The organism is Bacillus sp. ATD (assembly GCF_050585765.1).
Lineage (GTDB): Bacteria > Bacillota > Bacilli > Bacillales > Bacillaceae > Bacillus > Bacillus stercoris.
The window spans coordinates 14,587-35,030 of the sequence record NZ_JBOBQH010000006.1 but is presented as its reverse complement, the minus strand read 5'-3'; the positions used below and the strand labels follow the sequence as shown (position 1 = coordinate 35,030).

The 20,444-nt window shown below is 40.9% G+C and carries 24 protein-coding genes and 4 pseudogenes; 26 read left to right on the top strand and 2 right to left on the bottom strand.

What is annotated here, in order from left to right; translation table 11 throughout:
* The first annotated feature begins 30 nt into the window (after positions 1-30).
* From ACQXR1_RS14515 to dbpA, 23 genes and pseudogenes are all read left to right on the top strand, one after another.
* Positions 31-390 (top strand): immunity protein WapI, encoded by a 360-nt coding sequence (locus ACQXR1_RS14515; protein WP_014481370.1) that lies wholly within the window; start codon positions 31-33, stop codon positions 388-390.
* A gap of 67 nt (positions 391-457) precedes the next feature.
* Positions 458-1,369 (top strand): annotated as a pseudogene (locus ACQXR1_RS14510) (RHS repeat-associated core domain-containing protein); the annotation flags it as partial.
* Between the two features lie 5 nt (positions 1,370-1,374).
* The gene (locus tag ACQXR1_RS14505; RefSeq protein WP_163117022.1) at positions 1,375-2,064 is read left to right on the top strand and encodes a DUF7003 family protein; all 690 of its coding nucleotides are present in this window, start codon (positions 1,375-1,377) and stop codon (positions 2,062-2,064) included.
* A gap of 158 nt (positions 2,065-2,222) precedes the next feature.
* Positions 2,223-2,897: a DUF7003 family protein gene (locus tag ACQXR1_RS14500; RefSeq protein ID WP_430772381.1), complete on the top strand. Its 675-nt coding sequence runs from the start codon at positions 2,223-2,225 to the stop codon at positions 2,895-2,897.
* Positions 2,898-3,108: 211 nt separating this feature from the next.
* Positions 3,109-3,435, top strand: a pseudogene (locus tag ACQXR1_RS14495) (DNA-binding protein); the annotation flags it as partial.
* A gap of 511 nt (positions 3,436-3,946) precedes the next feature.
* Positions 3,947-4,501, top strand: coding sequence for a DUF4240 domain-containing protein (locus ACQXR1_RS14490; protein WP_430772380.1), 555 nt, complete (start codon positions 3,947-3,949; stop codon positions 4,499-4,501).
* Positions 4,502-4,641: 140 nt separating this feature from the next.
* Positions 4,642-5,112, top strand: a complete 471-nt coding sequence (locus tag ACQXR1_RS14485; protein WP_430772379.1) for a YxiF family protein — start codon at positions 4,642-4,644, stop codon at positions 5,110-5,112.
* A 9-nt stretch (positions 5,113-5,121) separates the two neighbouring features.
* The gene (locus ACQXR1_RS14480) at positions 5,122-5,484 is read left to right on the top strand and encodes a hypothetical protein (protein WP_430772445.1); all 363 of its coding nucleotides are present in this window, start codon (positions 5,122-5,124) and stop codon (positions 5,482-5,484) included.
* 46 nt (positions 5,485-5,530) lie between these two features.
* Entirely contained in the window at positions 5,531-5,962 is a 432-nt protein-coding gene (locus ACQXR1_RS14475; RefSeq protein WP_430772378.1) for a YxiG family protein, read from the top strand.
* Positions 5,949-6,371, top strand: a complete 423-nt coding sequence (locus ACQXR1_RS14470; protein WP_430772377.1) for a WapI family immunity protein — start codon at positions 5,949-5,951, stop codon at positions 6,369-6,371. The genes ACQXR1_RS14475 and ACQXR1_RS14470 overlap by 14 nt, the downstream gene beginning before the upstream one ends.
* A gap of 94 nt (positions 6,372-6,465) precedes the next feature.
* Positions 6,466-6,843, top strand: a complete 378-nt coding sequence (locus ACQXR1_RS14465; RefSeq protein WP_168781503.1) for a DUF2750 domain-containing protein — start codon at positions 6,466-6,468, stop codon at positions 6,841-6,843.
* A gap of 124 nt (positions 6,844-6,967) precedes the next feature.
* Complete coding sequence (locus tag ACQXR1_RS14460; protein ID WP_168781504.1) at positions 6,968-7,840, top strand: hypothetical protein; 873 nt, start codon at positions 6,968-6,970, stop codon at positions 7,838-7,840.
* A gap of 17 nt (positions 7,841-7,857) precedes the next feature.
* Positions 7,858-8,184 (top strand): annotated as a pseudogene (locus ACQXR1_RS14455) (DNA-binding protein); the annotation flags it as partial.
* A gap of 72 nt (positions 8,185-8,256) precedes the next feature.
* On the top strand, positions 8,257-8,709 hold the full coding sequence (locus ACQXR1_RS14450; protein ID WP_430772444.1) for a hypothetical protein: 453 nt from the start codon (positions 8,257-8,259) through the stop codon (positions 8,707-8,709).
* A 17-nt stretch (positions 8,710-8,726) separates the two neighbouring features.
* Positions 8,727-9,215 (top strand): DUF2716 domain-containing protein, encoded by a 489-nt coding sequence (locus ACQXR1_RS14445; RefSeq protein ID WP_134974898.1) that lies wholly within the window; start codon positions 8,727-8,729, stop codon positions 9,213-9,215.
* 25 nt (positions 9,216-9,240) lie between these two features.
* On the top strand, positions 9,241-9,999 hold the full coding sequence (locus tag ACQXR1_RS14440) for a hypothetical protein (RefSeq protein WP_069838396.1): 759 nt from the start codon (positions 9,241-9,243) through the stop codon (positions 9,997-9,999).
* A 28-nt stretch (positions 10,000-10,027) separates the two neighbouring features.
* The gene (locus ACQXR1_RS14435; protein ID WP_069838397.1) at positions 10,028-10,510 is read left to right on the top strand and encodes a hypothetical protein; all 483 of its coding nucleotides are present in this window, start codon (positions 10,028-10,030) and stop codon (positions 10,508-10,510) included.
* Between the two features lie 26 nt (positions 10,511-10,536).
* Positions 10,537-10,848, top strand: a complete 312-nt coding sequence (locus ACQXR1_RS14430) for a hypothetical protein (protein ID WP_040081332.1) — start codon at positions 10,537-10,539, stop codon at positions 10,846-10,848.
* Positions 10,849-10,866: 18 nt separating this feature from the next.
* Positions 10,867-11,163 (top strand): YxiJ family protein, encoded by a 297-nt coding sequence (locus ACQXR1_RS14425; protein WP_430772376.1) that lies wholly within the window; start codon positions 10,867-10,869, stop codon positions 11,161-11,163.
* 15 nt (positions 11,164-11,178) lie between these two features.
* The gene (locus tag ACQXR1_RS14420) at positions 11,179-11,631 is read left to right on the top strand and encodes a hypothetical protein (protein ID WP_430772375.1); all 453 of its coding nucleotides are present in this window, start codon (positions 11,179-11,181) and stop codon (positions 11,629-11,631) included.
* Between the two features lie 17 nt (positions 11,632-11,648).
* Positions 11,649-11,777, top strand: a pseudogene (locus ACQXR1_RS14415) (hypothetical protein); the annotation flags it as partial.
* Positions 11,778-12,128: 351 nt separating this feature from the next.
* Complete coding sequence (locus tag ACQXR1_RS14410) at positions 12,129-13,277, top strand: rhamnogalacturonan acetylesterase (RefSeq protein WP_430772374.1); 1,149 nt, start codon at positions 12,129-12,131, stop codon at positions 13,275-13,277.
* 82 nt (positions 13,278-13,359) lie between these two features.
* Positions 13,360-14,799, top strand: a complete 1,440-nt coding sequence (dbpA, locus tag ACQXR1_RS14405; RefSeq protein ID WP_430772373.1) for an ATP-dependent RNA helicase DbpA — start codon at positions 13,360-13,362, stop codon at positions 14,797-14,799.
* A gap of 18 nt (positions 14,800-14,817) precedes the next feature.
* Here dbpA and ACQXR1_RS14400 read toward each other — a convergent pair whose 3' ends face one another.
* Positions 14,818-16,104, bottom strand: coding sequence for an MFS transporter (locus ACQXR1_RS14400; RefSeq protein ID WP_430772372.1), 1,287 nt, complete (start codon positions 16,102-16,104; stop codon positions 14,818-14,820).
* Between the two features lie 205 nt (positions 16,105-16,309).
* Between ACQXR1_RS14400 and ACQXR1_RS14395 the strand changes: the two genes are divergently transcribed.
* From ACQXR1_RS14395 to bglS, 3 genes are all read left to right on the top strand, one after another.
* A complete protein-coding gene (locus tag ACQXR1_RS14395; protein ID WP_430772371.1) occupies positions 16,310-16,990 on the top strand; it encodes a hypothetical protein in 681 nt (226 codons plus the stop codon).
* 94 nt (positions 16,991-17,084) lie between these two features.
* On the top strand, positions 17,085-17,918 hold the full coding sequence (licT, locus tag ACQXR1_RS14390) for a transcriptional antiterminator LicT (RefSeq protein WP_069150604.1): 834 nt from the start codon (positions 17,085-17,087) through the stop codon (positions 17,916-17,918).
* A 283-nt stretch (positions 17,919-18,201) separates the two neighbouring features.
* Positions 18,202-18,930: a beta-glucanase gene (gene bglS / locus ACQXR1_RS14385; protein WP_430772370.1), complete on the top strand. Its 729-nt coding sequence runs from the start codon at positions 18,202-18,204 to the stop codon at positions 18,928-18,930.
* Positions 18,931-18,971: 41 nt separating this feature from the next.
* Here the strand turns inward: bglS and citH are convergent, their stop codons facing one another.
* Positions 18,972-20,252 carry a citrate transporter CitH gene (gene citH, locus ACQXR1_RS14380; protein WP_306289335.1) on the bottom strand — a complete coding sequence of 427 codons (1,281 nt, stop codon included), beginning with the start codon at positions 20,250-20,252 and terminating at the stop codon, positions 18,972-18,974.
* Positions 20,253-20,444 lie beyond the last annotated feature (192 nt).

The following is a 20,444-nucleotide window of genomic DNA, read 5'->3' as shown; positions in this document are numbered from 1 at the left end:
TTTCTACAATATAGAAGGGCCTGAATATGGATGAAATTTTTTAAAAGATATAATATTGATCAAAAAACATTAGATGAGTTCAAAAAATATTATGTATTATTACATGGTCCGTTTCCAAATGATATGTATGATTTTGAAGAAGAAACAAATACTTCTTTAGATGAATTTTATGAATTTTTTGCCTTAATAACTGGAAGTTTAAATTATATAATTGAAGATAAAAAAATTCCTAGATATCAAAGAGAAATGTTAAAAAAAACGTTCTATGAACATTATCCTCATTTTAGGAATTATAAAAGTGATATTTTAAAATATCAAGAATTAAGTGAATGCTTAGAATTTCATGAAAAAATTAGGATTTTGATTAATAAGCTTATAACAGGAGGGTGAATCTTTAAACTAAAATAATAAACAAAAACAGCTGTCAAGTATATTTGACAGCTGTTTTAATTAATTCGGGAAAGACACAATTTATTTTTACAGCGACAGTCTGAATGTGTATACTTTCACAAAAGCATACACATACGGTGATAGTGGACAACTGCTAGCATTCACGCAAAATGGCAAGAAATATTTCTATCACTACAACGCACAAGGTGACGTCATTGCGATCTCAGACAGCACTGGAAAAACCGTTGCCAAATATCAGTACGACGCATGGGGAAATCCAACAAAAACAGAAGCAAGCGACGAAGTGAAAGACAACCGCTACCGCTACGCAGGCTACCAATACGACGAAGAAACCGGCCTGTACTATCTCATGGCCCGCTACTACGAGCCAAGAAACGGCGTGTTCCTCTCACTTGACCCAGACCCGGGCAGCGACGGAGACTCATTGGATCAGAATGGGTATGCTTATGGAAATAATAACCAGGTGATGAATGTTGATCCGGACGGGCATTGGGTATGGCTTGTGGTAAATGCCGGGTTTGCAGCCTATGATGGGTACAAGGCATATAAATCAGGTAAAGGGTGGAAAGGTGCTGCTTGGGCAGCTGCTTCTAACTTTGGCCCTGGAAAAGTGCTGAAAGGCGCCAAGAAGGTTTTAGGTGTTGCGAAGGGAGCTAAGAAGTATTTAAAACCAGGTAAATATGCCAAAAGGTCAATTCCTGAAAGAAGTACAAGTAGCAGGTTGAATAAAAAGGAAGGAAGAGTATTAAACAAGATTGGGAATAAATATGGCTGTCACACTTGTGGTAGAAGGCATCCTGGAACTAAAAGTGGAAATTGGATTGCGGATCACCAACCAGTATCAAAATTAAGGAAGAAAGGCCAGCGTCAAAGGCTATATCCTCACTGTCAAACTTGTTCGCGAAAACAGGGAGGATATACAAGTTCTATCTTGAGAAAAAGACATCAACGGAGGTGAGGAAAATGGGAAAAAAAGAAGCGATTTTAGCATTACTTAACGATTCATTCAGAAAGGAAGAGTTCCCTTTTATTTGTAATTCGAATTTTGATTTTGCCAAAGGAAAGCTTTCGGTATTTGTTGATGGAGACAACTGGCTTTTAACGATCCAGCTGTTTGGATTGTCAAAATTGGGTCCAGCCATTGATTTTTATGCGTTTGGAAACCAGTTAATAAATAAAGCAGCAAATTATTTAGTGGATGAACCGCTTTGTTTTGTAGATAAAATAGGAGATCAACTAGAGTTGGAAGATGTAGAACCAGGTTTTACAAGGAAACAAATTAATGTGTTCCTTAGAGGGAGAACATTTAAATTTTTCATTGAGCAAGAAATACTAGCAAAGATTACATCAGAGAATGAATGGATTACATGTTTAAGGCAAATGATTAAAAATCGTTTATTCCTCGACGCACTCTGGTTGACAAAACAAGAACAACTACAATTGGCAGGCTTCTCCTGTGAGTATGACCAACTGTATTCAACTGAATCTTGGATGCATCCTGAAACGGAAAGGGATTTTCCTAGCCTTTCTCCTTTCTTTCAATCTATTGCTCAAGCAATTTGCCGTAAAGATGCTGCATGTATCCAGAACCATGATGAAGGTAACACAGATTGGTCGACATGGATATATTCAGATTCTGTTCAGTATTATTAAAGATGATACGGATATACAGCCTATGGCTGTGTATCCATAATATTTTATCATATGATGATCATACACGATATAAAAAGGATATATTTTCCTGAAAAGGTCGAAATCATTATTTAGTTTGCAAATATAAAGATAAAAACAGTAAAAAAGGAGAATAAACATTGATTAAAAAAACAGAAATTCTTAGTCTATTAGATGACGAATTCAGTGAGTTAAATCGACCTCTTTTTGAATGGCGCGAATCTAATTATATTGGAAGTAAATGTACCTTAGTACGATTAAATAAAGAACACTGGTTACTGGCAATCCAATGCTTCCAAATAGATAATGAAGGACCCTTTCTGTCTGTTCATGCTTATAGTAACTGTTTTTCAGAGAACTACAAATTGATCATAATTAATGACATCGTTTTAAAGACCAAAGAAGATGAGAAAGTAACATATAGTGAAAGTAACTTTAATCAATTAAGCGAAGCGGTGAAAATAAAAATTGCAGAGTCCCTTTACTGCGTAAATGTCCACCAAAGAAATGAGTTCCAAAAGAAGACCAAAGAAAAGGCATGGAAAACTTATTTTAGAAATTTGTTTGAGGATGCCACTTTTAGAGAAGCACTCTGGATTAAACCAAAAAAACTTAAGAGTGAACTAGGTTTAAAAGGTGATGATGAAGGTGTATACGAAACAGAGAACTGGGAATATCCTGATTATTTAACAGATCCAAGTGAATTAATTTCATTTCAATCATTTGCTCAATACCTTGAAAGCGGAATAGGTCCAGTTAATGTAGGAGTTTCTAATAACCATTGGAAAGAATGGGAGGATTACGATATCGAATGAATTTGGGGAAACGTCAATAAATATTGTATAAAGCTCGTGACTTCTTATGGGTTTCTTTCATCCAAAGCTCATATGGAGGAGCAATCAGCATTCCACCAATGGGGTCAGAACTCAACTGTAAAAGACTATACGATTTATGGGTAAAACTTAAAGAGGTCAATAAACGAGTAAGAAGACTTATCTCACCATTTCTAACCTAGGAGCATAACCAATGAAAAAATTAAAAATGAATACAATCATCAACACGGACACCCAAGATTGTTATTTCCATGCCGATGCACAGGGGCGTGTCTACATTGGAAAAGGTGTGAAAGGAGATATCACCATTTCAATCTATGATCCTTCCGGTGATGTTCGGGATTTTAGAGTGAAAGAGCAGATTTCATACAGTGATATTCTGCTCTTTCAACAATGTACAGATGGCTATGTCTTCGTTTATTACGAATCGTATAAGCCGAAGGTAAAGGTTTTTTCAGAAGGAGGAAGAGTGAAAAGTGCTTTTCACTTGCCTTCAGGGGTTTCCTGTTGTCTTTTGGATGAGAAACAAAACCTATGGGCCGGCTTAAGTGATGAAGGTATTTATGATGACGAAAACCCCAGTGGACAAAGCTTGCTGTGCTTCACTTTAGACGGACAACTAAAGGAAACTCATATTGATCAACAGCTTTCAGAAATATATGCGCCCGTGGTAGATGACTGCTATGCACTTGCAGAAAAAGATGGACTGATATACATGCTGTATTACTCTTATACAGTCATTGTTGCCTTTGATGAGACGGACGTGAAACGAGTGTGGATTGTTTCTGATAAAGATTATTCTGGAGTATATGACCAGCTTGCAATTTCGGATGACGGGTTTTGGATATGCAAAGATGAACATTCACTGTCCCTCATTCCGGCTGATGTCAGTCTACCGATACAAGAGGTGAAATGCTGTGATCAAGACGGGCGGGAGTTCTCGATACAACAGTTGAAACTAACAAGTAATGCTATTTATGCAATATCAGACTCGGGGATCTATAAGAGGGATATCAGAGGGGGAAAAGCAAATGAATGAAACATCGTTTTGGCAGCTTATTGACCAAGCTGGCAGCCAGGAAGACCCTAATGAGTGGCTGCGTGATACATTATTGAAAAAAGAAATCAATGAGATCGTTGATTTTGAATTTATGCTTCAGACATTCATGGACAAAAGCTACCTGTCCTCACTATGGGCGGCAGCATACATCTTAATGGACGGTTGTTCGGACGATACATTTGATTATTTCCGCGGATGGCTGATTGCCCAGGGTAAAGAGACATTTGAAAAAGTGCTGGATGATCACGAGTATTTGGCAGCACACATCACGGAGGAAACGCTTGACGAGGAAGGCTATCCGCAAAATGAAGACTTGCTGTCAATGGCAATCGAAGCGTTGACATATATAAAGACTGGCGACGATGAATGGGATGATGAAGTACACGACGAGCTTTTAGATGCGCTTGAGCAAAAGGGGCTTGCCGAATCGGACGGTATTGAATTGGATTGGGAAGAAGAAGATTTGCCTGATAGGTTTCCAAAACTGTGGGAGCGTTTTTGGGAAAATCCGCTGGGTGAGTTTTAAATAGTTGAAGATAAGGCTTGTATCAATAAGCGATACAAGCTTTTTTAGAACAAATCTAAACATGGACGACAACGAAAACAAGAGAATGATGAATCAATTTAAAAGAACTTGAGAAATTGACGGCGGAGGGAATGCAGCTCATGCAAAAAAGATTAATCGAAAAACTCGCCGAGAATAAAAGACATATGTTGATGAGCGAAATCAAAAAAAAATTAGTCCCTTGTGCAGAAAGAGGCTTCACTTATCGTTTTGCTGATCTGTCGCAAAGCAAGCAATTGCTTGAGCTGGTTTTATCAAATTCAATACCAGCCAACACCCGTGAGGTTGATGCCCTCGAAAAAACGGAAGCGAAACAGTTGATCTGGAAAATATCTCAGTCATATGTTGCTTATGATGACCGGGACGTTCTGCTGTTTCATCAATACTGCAGCGAAATTGGTGCGTTAATTTCTTCTTTTGGAAAATGTCTCGAGCACCTTGACGGCATATTTGAATGTATTGGGTTCGACAAAGGGCTTCTCAATCATAGTTTTATTTTGGTTGAGCCTAAGGGTCAGTTTGGATTATGTATATTGCACACGGAATATGGCTGTGAGGTTGTATATTGGTAGATTAGTTTCCTGGGAGGAAACACCATTCGGGATCGTTTATGGGAAAATATTCAATACCTAAATAACAGTACGGTGCTTTGCATACTAATAACAAATCATTTAGTACTTGAATACGTGGTGATCAAATTGAGCGAGCCAAAGCTAATAGAATGCATAAAAAAAATCAAAAGTGTCTTAAATGGACAAACAACAAGAGAAGAAGTGTCGGATTGGGCTGGAACTTATGTTCATGCGGATGACCCCGAAGTAGAAGATGATAGAGTCTGGAGTATGTTAATCCTTCTAAGCGGGATTGATTTGAAAGATTCTCCTGAAACTTATTTGCATTCAACTGATGATTTAAATGATTGGATCAAACAATATACTGAATAATTTGTGGTTGATGGTAAGGTGTTATTGATTAAAAAAGAGGCAGGAGATGACAATGTACAAAACAATTAATGAATGGGTTGATTACATAGATGAGGGGTGCAGTGTCCTTTATTTAGATTTTAATGTGTTTAAAAAAGAGCTCTCACTTAATATAAAGGTTTTTGAAAGTGAAGCTGAATATACTCATAAAATATTATTTCAAAATGTGGCATCCGCTTATTATAGTGCAGATATTGGCGACATGAGATTGGAAAAAATAGATCCGGAAGAATACAATTGGCAAGTATTTGAGATGAGTTATCACCCAGAAGGGATCGGGAATCTATCAAATTCTATAATTCCGGAGTATCAATCAAATGCTAACTTTCTTATTGACATGAACAGAATGCTGATTGCTATAGAAGCTGAAACAGTTCGCTTTGATGATCAATCGTTTTATGCATACCTTAAAACAAGGAGGCAGCATGGCCAAAATTAAAGACGATTGTCTTGAACTTGAACTAACACCGAGAAGGTATCAAGAGATGGATGATGATCCATTTATTTTATCCATATTTGAGTTGTTGGAAAATAAAAAAGCGATCATTCGCGATTTTTCCGCTGTTTTATTAGAGAGTGAATATAAATTGCTGATATCTGGAATTGAAACGTTGATAATGGGAAATCAAGATATGATAAATTTAGAAACCATTGATCCACTTTTAATTCTCAATATTAATAAAGAAAACGGATATTACAGCTTTAAGATTAAAATTATACGTGAAGATGACAGTAAGTTTAATTCTAAATTGTTTGAGATTACCTGTAATAAAGAGAAGCTAGAATGCTTTGCAGATGCTTTAAAAACAAACCTAGAAGATGTAAAAAAACCTTCAAAACTTCCCTAACCGTAATAATCTGATGTTATATCCAGAGGGGCATTAGATAGGGTCAAGGACTAGCTGATGTCCCTCTTACACTGCTTACAAGGAAGAGTAAAAAATGAATGAAAAAGAACTTGAGATGACATTAAAGTTAGATCCTGATAAAAGATATCGTTATTTTATTAAGAAAATTGTTGACTATGAAGAAGTCTGGTCATTAAGTAATGATAAAGGGTGGGTTACATCTGAAGACGATAATGGAACAATACAACTTCATTTTTGGCCGACTGAAGGGCATGCAAAACAATGTTCAAGTGAGAAATGGAAGAGTACATATCCAGAGTCAATAAGTTTAGAGGATTTTGTAGAGAACTGGCTTCCCGGTATGCTTAAAGATAAAGTTGGTATATCCATTTTTTTTAATAATATAGATTCAGTTTCGATACCAATTTCTCAAGTTCTCTCTGACATCGAGGATGAATTAGAAAACTATTAAAAGAGATAATCTTCTTTCTCCATATTCAGAGGCACTCGGAAAGGAGTTTCTTTTTCAAAATAGTCGACTTACAAAAGGGGATATTTACTAAATTTTGTAGATAGCTTTTTGAAAGGTGGCATATATGTCTGATTTATTTTTTAAAGGATTACACACAGTAACAGAGAAAGGCAAAATTTTATTATCAATGAATGATTCAGAATTCATTGTGTTGACCCAGCAGGAACGTAATGATCATGGATACTTCATCAATCATCTTTCTATTTATTCAAACACTGATGGTCGATTTTTAAACAGCTATAGCGTACAAACCAAAAAGCAAGTTATAAATATACAAAAAGTTGATGATTCATTTTTGTTTTTAATTGATAAAGAGTACGAGGATGGAATAAGTAACGTTGAACCTAACATATATGTGTGGAGTCCGCTCAAAGGATTCTATCAATCTTTTTATGCGGGGCGATATATAAATTCAATGATGATAGACCAGAATAAGTGTCTATGGGTCGGGTATGATGAAACAGGCATATTTTCATGCGTTGATCAGGAAATAAGCTCAAAAGGAATTAATAAATTCACTTTGAAAAATGGAAAATATGAATTGGACTCCAATGATGTTAGTTCGTATGTGATTGACCAATATTATTCTACTTTTGTAAGTGAAGATGCCATCTATTTGCATTACAGTTCGATGGGAGAAAACTATTTCCAAAAACTGAAATTATCGGGAGGAACGTTAGAGCAATATAAGGCTGAAATAGAGTTTCATTCCTGTATCCAAAACGGTTTGTATCTTTACCTGTTCATTCAGGATGACACATACCATATAAAAAAAGCAGCCAAGACAGATGATATGCAAAGCTTTGTAGAACATAAGATGTTGAATGAAAATACTGGAGAAGATCTATGTTTTTCCCAAGTAGCTGTATATAAAGATAAGTGTGTAGGAATTGACCATCATCATAATCTATTTCTGTTAAATGATAAATCTTTGTAAAATCGGGAGCATAACCAATGAAAAAATTAAAAATGAATAAAATCATCAACACGAACACCCAAGATTGTTTTTTCCATGCCGATCCACAGGGGTGTGTCTACATTGGAAAAGGTGAGAAAGGAGATATCACCATTTCAATCTATGATCCTTCCGGTGACGTTCGGGATTTTAAAGTGAAAGAGCAGATTGCATACAGCGATATTCAGCTCTTTCAACAATGTGCAGATGGCTATGTCTTCGTTTATTACGAATCGTATGAGCCGAAGGTAAAGGTTTTTTCAGAAGAGGGAAGGGTGAAAAGTACTTTTCACTTGCCTTCAGGGGTTTCCTGCTGTCTTTTGGATGAGAAACAACAGCTTTGGGTCGGTTTATGTGATGAAGGGATTTACCATGATGAGAATCCCAACGGCCATAGTGTGTGGTGTTTTACGTTAGATGGTCAGCAGAAGGAAATACATATTGATAGAAAGCTCGAAGAAATGGATGCGCCGGCTGTAGATGATTGTTATGGACTTGCAGAAAAAAACGGCTTGATTTATATGCTGTATTACGGAGATGCAGTCATTGCCGCATTTGATGAAACGGTCGTGAGACGAGTGTGGATTCTGTCGGATAAAGAGCCGGACTCAGAAGCGTTTGATCAGCTCGCGATATCCGAAGAAGGTTTTTTGGTTGGGACGTTCAATTGTTCCAGTGAAGAGCTTGAGTCGTCTCTTTATTTGATTTCTGCCGATGTGAGTCAAGAGATGGAAGAGATAACATGCTGTGATTCTAACGGTGAAGCCATAGACGTTCAACAGCTAAAACTAACAAGCAACGCTGTTTACGCAGTGGCCTCTTCAGGTGTTTATAAACAGGATATCCAATAAGGTGTAGGGATGAGATCATGATGAATTGGCGCGCCTTAAGTCAGACAAAACAAGACCGCATCTGGTCAGAAGTGAACAAGCTCATAAAATGGAAACCCGGAAGCAGATGTCATCACATCATTCCGCCTGATCCATATCGAGTGTTTGATATCTCAAGCGCGATGAGCAGTAAAGCTGGTCATAATGATGTGAGTGGAGTGCTGAGTGATTTAGAGACTTCTATTTTAAAAGCATTTCAATTATGTACTGGAAAGAAAGATGTAATGTACGCACTAGATTGGCAGCATGACGGATATACCTTTAGTCCTCATCAGGCAATGCCTAAGGATGAATTTGGCGAATGGCCTGTTCCCGTATTTCCAAATGGAGACTATTATTTCTTTTTTCATCAGGACTTCTCTTGGGGACTTTTGGGAGACCCGTGGAAATGTACAATCACTGTTTTTGGTGAAGAGCTGTTGGAGGCGATAGATAAATATCCGCCGATTCTGTTTCAAAATAGATGAGTGTTCTGAAAAACGGAGGTGGAACATGGGCTTTTGGGAAGAGAAATATAAAAATAAAAAGATATTCGTAAGTGATGATGGTTTGGATATTTGTCACGACGCCATCGAAGATTTTCACGCTGTGTTCCTGGAACAATTGGATCGCAAGCCTACTCTAAATGAATTTATTTATACTCTCTTTCAGGTATTAAACTCAGACGGCGATTCGCTTTTTAAAGAATTAGAAGGAAAACAAGTCACCGATATCAACCTAAAGATGAAAAAAAGAACTACTTTAAGTGAAGTTAGGCCTGGTGTTGTCATTGAAATCCCTTTACGGCAAATCAATCAGTTTACATATGCATTAGTGGTAAAAGGAGATTTAGCAACAGATAAAAATGATGATCTTCTCATTCAGTATTTTGATATTTTTACAGATCAACGCTTGAATAAAAAAGACATTTCTCTCATGATGGCAGAAAAGCAAAGAACCCTTTTTATTGCGAATACAGGATATACAGGCTTTCTTCAGGGAAGTTGGAAGGTTGTTTCCAAGGTGCCGATAGATTTGATGAGGAAATTTGATCAATCTGCTATAACATTTGTCATGTATGAAGATGGAAAATACCTCATTAGCCAAGACGATTCATTAGCGTCAGAGAGTGATTTAATAGAGGTTGATGAAAAGCGGGGGAAGACGTTTAGCAATCCGATTGGGCTATTTGGTCATTTGAGTATCGAGGATATTCTTTATCAATATTTCAAAGGAACCTCGATGGAGGAATTGATCAAGTATGAGTTGTAAAAAGGGTTTTATTGGTGGGGAGGTACATATGAGCAGGTATTGTCTGGAATATGCGAATTCTGAACTTTTTCTTTTAAGTGATTTTTTCAAACAATTCCCTCTCCCTATCACTGAGTATCATTGGGTCATTGGCGATATTTTGAATATGATGGATGTATCCGAGGATAAAGATCATTGGAACGATATCATTGGCGGGCGTGAAGACTATCTTTTTATCACAGGTGAGGAGTTTCATCGAATATTAAATGAATTTAAGGTTTATGTGATTTTTTCTACTTTAACAGCTGTACCTAAAGAGACGTTACCCTATAATCTAACAAATGTGCCTTTTGTCGATGGGAATGTTGACTATTATGTAGATGATTATGTTTCTCCTGTGAAAGAGTGTATTTTTGAAGTCGGTTTCTTTGATTCAACAGATATTATATTTACAGTGACCGATGAAAACATAGAAAGAATGTTGAAGGATGCTTTTCCTGATTTGAAGCCTTACTGTGAGTATGGAGTATAAAGACGCTATCAACGGAGGAATCAAAATTGAGTATTTCAGGAGCTACTCCTATTTTGTTTCAGCATATCAAGAAATGGCGTTTTTATCGGGAAACAGATCACGTGCTTGGTGCCATTTATACGATTGAGCTAGTAGCTGTTTATCATTCACGCACGATTGTTGTCATATTCAAAGACGTTTCAGCCGTTACGATACGAGAAATCGAAACCCTTTCGGATATGTCTGATTGCCTTCTCAGCATTGAATCGCAGCCGCAAGGCATCTACCTTGTGGAAGAATGGGAAGAGGAGACGTTCCGTTTTTATTGCCGGCAATATGAGGTGATGGAAGTTGAATAGGGTGAGGAGAGGATCAACGTGCTTCAAAAACTGAAAAAAAGACAGCGAGAGCTTGAAGAAAAGCCGTACCCTGATGAATTGTACGGCTTTGAAGCGGACATCTATGAGTTTTTTATGCTAGTTGATGGCAGTTTGGATTATGTGCTGGCGAATAAAAGGATGCCCCGGCATCAGCGGCGTTCGTTGGAGAAAACCTTTTTTGAGCTGTATCCAGACATACTTTCGGATATGATCAAAAACGATAAGGATCTGTATCATCACATTCTCTTGTATGAACAAGTCAGACAAGAGATATGCGTGGCGCTATCCAACTGATAAGGGGAAGATTTTATGGAAATAACCTCTATAAGCAGTATTGGCAATTTGGACATGATCGATCTTAAGTCTGGCCAAGTTGTTATGTCTTGTGAACTTGAAGATGCAGAGTCGTTTTATCGTTTTTGGGAAGGGCTTGCCTACGATCGAATCATGATACAGGTAATAACGACTGGTTCATTTATAGAACACCTGTCCGAGTATTTTGAAGGTCATGCTTACAAGGTGACGAAGCTGGCCAAAAGGGAATTCCGTTTCGAATCCGTAATACAGAAAGCAGACCGTGACATTGCAGGTTATCTCTTTCTGCTAGCTTCCATCAATGACGATGTTTTTCTGATCACTGATCCTCAACCGGATAAAAGTTATTTTTCAGAAGGGAAGCTCCAGTGTCTAACGGACTCAGGCGAACGGATCATGTGGTTTGAATACGATGCTGTAGACATCTATATGGTTGGCGGTAACTAAGAATAGGGGGAATTCATTTGAATATCACACAATACGAGAAATTGAAAAAGCATCTTTCTGATGAGGATACAGGTCCATTTACATTAAACGAGTTTTCTTTCTATATGAAAGAAGATGATCGTTATATTCAAATTCCTGTGTTTGAATTAAAACTATCTGCTCAAACCTGTGACATTCAATTGCGGTTTGAAAACATTAGTGCATCGAGGCTGGATGACCTTGAATCCATCGATGCGGTTGAGTTGGAGATTGAACCGACTGATGATCAATGGGAAAGACTCCGTTATTATGTGTATGACGAAGAAGACCAAATAAGCTTCTATTGCGGAGGTTGGGATGTGATCAAGTGTGACAAGAAGTCACACTGATTTTCCCCTTCTTGAGACTCCCCCCTCATTTTTATTCCTCAACGCCATTTTTTTCTCCCTTCAGCCATCATAAAGAAACAATCACCGAGTATGCATTAATGTATACGTTTTCATAGAGGGGGAGTCTTGATGAAAAAATGGATGGCAGCGGTTTTTGTGATGATGTTGATGCTGTGTTTTGACGGGAATGAGAGTGTGAAGGCAGCGGAGCAGAAGGTGTATCAGTTTGACTTTGGAAACGGTTCAGTTGAGCCTGGTTATATTGGTGTCAGGGCGTCTGATCGGTATGACCGGTCAAAGGGCTACGGATTTCAAACACCGGAGAATATGAAGGATGTGGCGGCATCCGGAACTGGTGTGAAGAGTGATTCGGTTCAATTTTTAGCGTATGGGACGAAAAGCAATAACACGTTTCAAGTGGATCTCCCGAACGGCCTTTACGAGGTGAAGGTGATGCTTGGCAATACGGCAAGGGCCAGTGTGGCGGCGGCGGGCGTGTTTCAGGTCATCAATATGACAGGGGATGGCGCGGAGGACACGTTCCAAATTCCTATCACCGACGGGCAGCTGAATCTGCTGGTGACAGAGGGAAAGACAGGCACCGCTTTTACGCTCAGTGCCCTGAAAATCAAGAAACTGTCTGATAAGCCGGTGACGAAACGAACCATTTATGTCGGCGGCGACTCGACGGTGTGCAATTATTATCCGCTCAACAGCAGCAAGCAGGCGGGCTGGGGGCAGATGCTGCCTCACTATATCGATAAACACACCTTTCAAGTGAGAAACATGGCGTCTGGCGGACAGATCGCGAGAGGATTCAGAAATGATGGACAGCTTGAGGCGATCCTGAAGTACATCAAGCCGGGGGATTATTTTATCTTGCAGCTTGGCATTAATGACACAAATCCGAAGCATAATGAATCTGAAGCGGAGTTTAAAGAGATGATGCGTGATATGATCCGCCAGGTGAAAGCGAAAGGAGCGGACGTCATCCTATCAACGCCTCAGGGCAGGGCGACCGATTTTACTTCTGAAGGCATCCATTCGTCTGTCAACAGATGGTACAGGGCCTCTATTTTGGCTTTGGCCGAAGAGGAAAAAACATACCTCATTGACTTAAATGTCCTCAGCTCGGCATACTTTACATCGATCGGTCCGGAAAAAACACTCGCGCTTTATATGGACGGAGATACGCTGCATCCGAACCGCACGGGGGCCGACGCACTGGCGCGATTGGCTGTTCAGGAGCTAAAACACCAGGGAATCGATGGCTTTTAACACGTCATTTTTTCGACAAAACACATACGCCTTCGTCAATTAGAGTATAATGAGAACATCTGCAAGAGACAGGAGTTTATACATGAGTCATTTTAAAAACTATCAAATCAGTCATGACATTTTACGAGCACTGGGTGGACTGGGATATACAGAACCGACCAAGGTGCAGCAGAGCGTGATCCCGGCTGCCCTTGAACGAAAGGATCTAGTCGTCAAATCACAGACGGGAAGCGGGAAAACGGCTTCGTTCGGGATTCCTCTCTGTGAGCTGGCGGATTGGGATGAAAACAAGCCGCAGGCGCTTATTTTAACTCCAACCCGTGAGCTTGCGGTGCAAGTAAAGGAAGATATCACGAACATCGGACGGTTTAAACGAATCAAAGCGACAGCCGTATTTGGAAAATCCTCCTTTGATAAACAAAAAGCTGAGCTTAAGCAAAAAAGCCACATTGTTGTCGGCACGCCGGGACGTGTTCTGGATCATATTGAAAAAGGCACGCTGCCATTGGATCGTCTCTCTTATTTGGTCATTGATGAAGCGGATGAGATGCTGAATATGGGCTTCATCGAGCAGGTCGAGGCGATTATCAAGCATCTGCCGACTGAGCGCACGACGATGCTGTTTTCGGCAACGCTGCCGCAGGATATCGAGAAGCTGAGCCGTCAATATATGCAAAACCCGGAGCATATCGAAATCAAAGCGGCCGGCCTAACCACAAGGAATATTGAACATGCAGTGATTCAAGTAAGAGAAGAGAATAAATTTTCATTGCTGAAAGATGTGCTGATGATGGAGAATCCCGATAGCTGCATCATTTTCTGCCGAACGAAAGAGCACGTCAATCAGCTGACCGATGAATTGGATGACTTAGGATATCCATGCGATAAAATTCACGGCGGAATGATTCAGGAAGACCGATTCGACGTCATGAATGAATTTAAACGGGGCGAGTACCGTTACCTAGTCGCGACAGATGTCGCTGCGCGCGGGATTGATATTGAAAATATTTCCCTTGTCATCAACTATGATCTGCCGCTTGAAAAGGAAAGCTACGTGCACCGCACAGGCCGGACAGGTCGCGCAGGGAACAAAGGAAAGGCCATTTCGTTTGTCGCGGCCTTCGAAAAACGGTTTTTAGCCGACATTGAAGAATATATCGGGTTTGAGATTCAAAAAATGGAGGCCCCTTCTCAAGAGGAAGTGGCTAGAAAGAAACCTGAATTTCTAGCTAAAATGAATGACCGTCCGGAAAGCAAAAAGGACAAAAGCGAAGAGCTGAATAAAGACATTATGAAGCTGTATTTTAACGGCGGAAAGAAAAAGAAAATCAGAGCCGTTGATTTTGTAGGAACGATTGCCAAAATTGATGGTGTGTCAGCTGATGACATCGGCATCATCACGATTATGGATAACGCCTCATACGTTGAGATTTTAAATGGGAAAGGCCCTCATGTTCTCCAAGTGATGAAGAACACAACCGTCAAAGGGAAAAAGCTCAAGGTAAATAAAGCGAATAAATGATGAATGACCTGCTCCCAGTTAAAGGGGCAGGTCATTTTGCTGCTGGCTGACATCAGCGCTGGTCTCCTCCGGAACAATGGCAAGAATCACAATACCAATTACAAACAGAATGATCAGGCTGAACACCGCAGTCGAGGATTTCCCGGTTAGCTGGGCGGTCACGGCAATGAGCAGCGGGCCCATAATTGAGGCGAATTTTCCGAAAATGTTGTAAAAACCGAAGAATTCATTGGCGTGGCGCTTTGGCACAAGCTTGGCGAAATAGGAACGGCTGAGGGCTTGAATACCGCCCTGCGAGGTGGCGACAAGCATGGCCAGTATCCAGAAATCAAGCGTTGTCTCCATAAAATAGGCGTACACGCAGACAATCATATAAATAACGATCCCAACGTACAGCATTGTCTTCCCCGTGAAGCGTTCTGCCAGTTTTCCGTATACAATCGAAAACGGCGCGGCGACGACCTGGGTGACAAATAGGATGATCAGAAGGCTTGAGGAGCCGATCCCTAAATCTGATCCATAGGATGTCGACATCGTAATAATCGTGCCGACACCGTCGATATAAAAGAAATAAGCGAGTAAAAAGAGGAACAGTGCCCGGTATTGCCTGATCCGTTTCATCGTTTGGCCGAGCCGCTTAAAGCTGTTGATGACAATATGAGGTTCTCTTTTGATGTAATAGCGTTGATGGACATGTTTGATCATGGGGATGGTGAACAGCCCCCACCAAGCAGCCGTTATAAAAAAGGACAGCTGGCTTGCAGCCGATACAGACATTGGAATTGTTTCTGCTTGAGCGAGCAGGATGACAGCAATGCTGATGATAAATGGAATCGTGCTTCCAATGTATCCTAAGCCAAAACCCCGTGCTGAGACGAGATTCATCCGCTTCTCAGGCGTGACGTCCACGAGAAAGGCATCATAAAACACATTGGCGCCGGAAAAACCGATAGCCGATATCGTATAAAACAGCAACAATAGCAGCCAATGTTCACTAGGGATAAAGGCGAGCATCGCGGTGCTGGCGACACCGGCAGACACAAAGAAACCGAAGAACTTTTTCTTGCACCCTTCATAGTCGGCGATTGTGCCTAAAATAGGGCAGAGCATCGCAAGAATAAATGTTGAAATCGCAATGGTATAGCCCAGATAGGCAGTCGATTGAGCGGCGCTGACACCGCTTTCCGCAGCCGCTGATTTATAAAATAACGGAAACACCGCGGTGGTCACGACAATTGAGTAAGCCGAATTTGCCCAGTCATATAACACCCAGCTGTTTTCTTGTTTCGAAAAACGTTTCATCATCAGAGCCCCTCTCCGGTAACGATACTTCTATTGTACGAGAAATGGGCCTGAAAAGAATGGAATGCACGTCAATTTTTACAAAATATTTATGTTTTTTCGCTTCAAATCATACTTTTGATTTATTGCTGGGGTTAGGTGCATCTGGTACCATTTAACTATATTTTATGGTATTTTCCAGAAGGCTTCAGCAGAGAGGAGACAGAGCATGAGGCGAATAGGCTTGTGTATAAGCCTGCTGGTCACAGTTCTTGTGATGAGCGCATGCGAAAGTGAAGGTGAGGCTCAAACGTTCGCAGACTGTGATCAAAAGACAGTAAAACAAACCGCAGCCAAACCGATGAGCAGTAAGAAAAAGCAGGATTTCCAAGCCCTTGCAAGCGAAAGGCAGCTGGCCATTGTGTTCAGTTCCATGATCAAAGTGAGCGAAGCATTTGATTATGGGATCGGCAATCCAGAATACTTCGTGCGAAGCAGCATGACTGAAGAAGAAGCAGACATTGCGAAAGAGAACCTTGAATCGATTAAAATTGAAAGCAAATCGCTCAAAAAACAAAACAGCGAGGCGATCGCCTTGCTTGAAAAAACGCGAAATCAAGAGATGATCCGCAGCGAAATTCAGCAGCTGAAAGAAAATAGAGCCGCTTTTTTTGAGATCACAGGCCGTATGATCAACCTCATCAGTCAAGTCACACCGAAAAACGCGAAGACGACAAGACAGCAGCTGGATCAACTGAAAAAACAATATACACAATACAGCGCTGAAAGCGTCAAAATCATAAATAGCATTGTCAAAAAGCAGAAAGCGGATAAGGCATTATTTGAACGCCACCTGGAGGCGCTGCTTCAAAAACAGCCCGGACAGCCGGTACTGAGTGAATTGTACTAGCTGGTTCCCGCCTTTCCCTGATGATATTGACCTAGTGCAAAAAGAATGTACAATCAAGATGTAGCCTGTTCTTAGTTGATTGGAGGGACATGTCATGAAAATTGCGAAGGTGATCAACAATAATGTGATCAGCGTTGTCAATGAACAGGGAAAAGAGTTGGTTGTCATGGGCAGGGGGCTCGCGTTCCAGAAAAAGTCCGGCGATGATGTCGATGAAGCCCGCATTGAGAAGGTGTTTACGCTCGATAACAAGGATGTATCAGAAAAATTTAAAACCCTTTTGTATGATATACCGATCGAGTGCATGGAAGTATCCGAAGAGATTATCAGCTACGCAAAATTACAGCTCGGCAAAAAGCTCAACGACAGCATCTATGTGTCGCTGACCGATCATATTAACTTTGCCATCCAGCGCAATCAGAAAGGGCTTGATATCAAAAACGCTTTGCTGTGGGAAACAAAACGGCTGTACAAAGACGAATTTGCCATTGGCAAAGAAGCGTTGGCCATGGTGAAAAACAAGACTGGCGTGTCTCTGCCAGAGGATGAAGCAGGCTTTATTGCTCTGCATATTGTTAATGCCGAGCTGAACGAAGAGATGCCCAATATCATCAATATTACAAAAGTCATGCAAGAGATTTTGAGTATTGTAAAATACCATTTTAAGATTGAATTTAACGAAGAATCGCTTCACTATTATCGGTTCGTCACCCACTTAAAGTTTTTCGCACAGCGTCTTTTTAACGGTACACATATGGAAAGCCAGGATGATTTTTTGCTGGAGACAGTGAGAGAAAAGTATCATCGGGCGTATGACTGCACGAAGAAAATCCAAACCTACATTGAGCGGGAGTATGAGCACAAGCTCACCAGTGACGAGCTGTTGTATTTAACGATTCACATAGAAAGGATAGTCAAACAAGCATAATGAGAGCGCTGACATTTTTATTTTCGTGTGTTCGTTTTTTCTTACATTTCAATATGATGATGGTAGGATTGTTACTGATAAAGCAGGCAAAACCTAAATTACAATGAGTGCGGATCATTTATGTCTGGGCTAATGGTAATTTAGGTTTTTATTTTTAAAGAGGGAGGGTGATCATAGCAATCAGTAAGATTCGTTATTATCATTATTTTGACCGATGTTCCCTTTTAAAAGAATCATGTAAGATCAACATAGAAAACGCTTTCAATGAAAGGGGAATGCCAATATGCCTTATCTGAAACGAGTGTTGTTGATTCTTGTCACTGGATTGTTTATGAGTTTGTTTGCAGTCACTTCTACTGCCTCGGCTCAAACAGGTGGATCGTTTTTTGACCCTTTTAACGGCTATAACTCTGGCTTTTGGCAAAAAGCAGATGGTTATTCAAATGGAAATATGTTCAACTGCACTTGGCGTGCTAACAACGTATCAATAACGTCATTGGGTGAAATGCGTTTAGCGCTAACAAGTCCATCTTATAACAAGTTTGATTGCGGGGAAAACCGCTCTGTCCAAACATATGGCTATGGACTATATGAAGTCAGAATGAAACCAGCTAAAAACACAGGGATCGTTTCATCGTTCTTCACTTACACAGGTCCGACAGATGGAACCCCTTGGGATGAGATTGATATCGAATTTTTAGGAAAAGACACAACAAAGGTTCAATTTAACTATTATACAAATGGTGCAGGAAACCATGAAAAGATTGTGGATCTCGGGTTTGATGCAGCCAATGCCTATCACACGTATGCGTTCGATTGGCAGCCAAACTCTATTAAATGGTATGTCGATGGGCAATTAAAACATACTGCAACAAACCAAATTCCGACAACGCCAGGAAAAATCATGATGAACCTGTGGAATGGCACGGGTGTCGATGATTGGCTCGGTTCCTACAATGGTGTAAATCCGCTATACGCTCATTACGACTGGGTGCGCTATACAAAAAAATAATGTACAGAAAAGGATTTCCGCCAGCGGAAATCCTTTTTTGATTAAAACGAAATAATCCCGATCAAAAGCGCCGCAATCGTCATCACAATCGTTGTCCCCACGGCCCATTTAATAGTGAATTTTTGATGGTCGCCAAAGCTGACGCCTGCCATTCCGACTAATAGATAGGTGGAAGGCACGAGCGGGCTGAGCAGATGCACGGGCTGACCCAGCAAGGAGGCCCTTCCGATTTCAGCGGCGTCTATTCCGTAAGCGGAAGCGGCTTCGGCGATGATGGGAAGGACACCGAAGTAAAAGGCGTCATTCGACATGAAAAAGGTGAAGGGCATGCTGACGATCGCAGTGATCAACGGCAGGTGCGGACCCATAGCGTCAGGGATGAGTGAAACGAGAGAATGCGCCATGGCATCCACCATTTTTGTGCCGGAGAGAATGCCTGTGAATATCCCTGCCGCAAACACCATTGAGACAACGTTTAACGCGTTACCCGCATGCGCCGAGATTCGTTTCTGCTGCTCTTTGACATTTGGATAGTTGATCATCAAGGCGATGGCGAACGCGGTCATAAAAAGAACAGGGAGCGGCAGCAGGCTGGTGATCAGAGCGGCCATCAGAGCGATAGTCAGCAGCAGGTTAAACCATTGGAGAGCGGGACGCTTCAGCGGCGTAGCCTCTGGATCGGAAGACGGTGCGTGATCAATCGAAATGACGCCGAGCCGCTTCCGCTCTTTCTTTCCGAGGATATAAGCAACGGCGATCACCCAGAGAATGCCGGCGATCATAGCGGGAATCAGCGGCGTGAAGACCTCTGACGTGTCCAATTTTAAGGAGGCCAAAACCCTCGCAGTCGGCCCGCCCCACGGGATAATATTCATAACCCCCGAACCGAGCATCGCTATTCCCGCTAACACCAAACGATTCATGCCGAGCCGTTTGTACAGTGGCAGCATCGCCGCAATCGTAATCATATAGGTTGTTGTCCCATCTCCGTCCAGCGAAATGGTCATGGTCAGAACCGCTGTGCCTACGGCGATTTTTAACGGGTCTCCTTTGACAAACGATAAGATTTTGGCAATGAGAGGATCAAACAGGCCTGAGTCGATCATAATGCCGAAATACAGGATGGCGAATAACAGCATAATCCCGGTAGGAGCGAGGTCTGTAACACCCTGAATCATCATCTCGCCAAGATCTTTGCCAAATCCGCTGATCAGGGCAAACACAACAGGAACAACAATCAAAGCAATAAGTGCGGAAAGCCGGTTAGACATAATAAGGTACATAAAAACAATCATCATCACAAAACCGAGTATGGCAAGCATGATATGACCTCCCCTATTCAACAGCTTTTTTCGTAAGCGCTTCCATCCTTTCTCTCTGTAAAGAAGGCTTATTTCAAATGTGTATGACCTCATCCTGATATGTAGACCTAAAATCCTATTGAGCGGATTGGCAGTTTATCTGAAGGACGCCACGGGTAAATGTGCTGTAGAATGTTTCGTTTTAAAAAGGGG

Coding starts and splice junctions, on each gene's coding strand:
- ACQXR1_RS14410 (WP_430772374.1), top strand. CDS start 12,129: ATGAAAAAATGGATGGCAGCGGTTTTTGTGATGATGTTGATGCTGTGT.
- licT (WP_069150604.1), top strand. CDS start 17,085: ATGAAAATTGCGAAGGTGATCAACAATAATGTGATCAGCGTTGTCAAT.
- ACQXR1_RS14395 (WP_430772371.1), top strand. CDS start 16,310: ATGAGGCGAATAGGCTTGTGTATAAGCCTGCTGGTCACAGTTCTTGTG.
- citH (WP_306289335.1), bottom strand. CDS start 20,252: ATGCTTGCCATACTCGGTTTTGTGATGATGATTGTTTTTATGTACCTT.
- ACQXR1_RS14505 (WP_163117022.1), top strand. CDS start 1,375: ATGGGAAAAAAAGAAGCGATTTTAGCATTACTTAACGATTCATTCAGA.
- ACQXR1_RS14400 (WP_430772372.1), bottom strand. CDS start 16,104: ATGATGAAACGTTTTTCGAAACAAGAAAACAGCTGGGTGTTATATGAC.
- dbpA (WP_430772373.1), top strand. CDS start 13,360: ATGAGTCATTTTAAAAACTATCAAATCAGTCATGACATTTTACGAGCA.
- ACQXR1_RS14465 (WP_168781503.1), top strand. CDS start 6,466: ATGAATGAAAAAGAACTTGAGATGACATTAAAGTTAGATCCTGATAAA.
- ACQXR1_RS14475 (WP_430772378.1), top strand. CDS start 5,531: ATGACAATGTACAAAACAATTAATGAATGGGTTGATTACATAGATGAG.
- ACQXR1_RS14490 (WP_430772380.1), top strand. CDS start 3,947: ATGAATGAAACATCGTTTTGGCAGCTTATTGACCAAGCTGGCAGCCAG.
- ACQXR1_RS14435 (WP_069838397.1), top strand. CDS start 10,028: ATGAGCAGGTATTGTCTGGAATATGCGAATTCTGAACTTTTTCTTTTA.
- ACQXR1_RS14420 (WP_430772375.1), top strand. CDS start 11,179: ATGGAAATAACCTCTATAAGCAGTATTGGCAATTTGGACATGATCGAT.
- ACQXR1_RS14445 (WP_134974898.1), top strand. CDS start 8,727: ATGATGAATTGGCGCGCCTTAAGTCAGACAAAACAAGACCGCATCTGG.
- ACQXR1_RS14485 (WP_430772379.1), top strand. CDS start 4,642: ATGCAAAAAAGATTAATCGAAAAACTCGCCGAGAATAAAAGACATATG.
- ACQXR1_RS14515 (WP_014481370.1), top strand. CDS start 31: ATGAAATTTTTTAAAAGATATAATATTGATCAAAAAACATTAGATGAG.
- ACQXR1_RS14440 (WP_069838396.1), top strand. CDS start 9,241: ATGGGCTTTTGGGAAGAGAAATATAAAAATAAAAAGATATTCGTAAGT.
- ACQXR1_RS14460 (WP_168781504.1), top strand. CDS start 6,968: ATGTCTGATTTATTTTTTAAAGGATTACACACAGTAACAGAGAAAGGC.
- bglS (WP_430772370.1), top strand. CDS start 18,202: ATGCCTTATCTGAAACGAGTGTTGTTGATTCTTGTCACTGGATTGTTT.
- ACQXR1_RS14470 (WP_430772377.1), top strand. CDS start 5,949: ATGGCCAAAATTAAAGACGATTGTCTTGAACTTGAACTAACACCGAGA.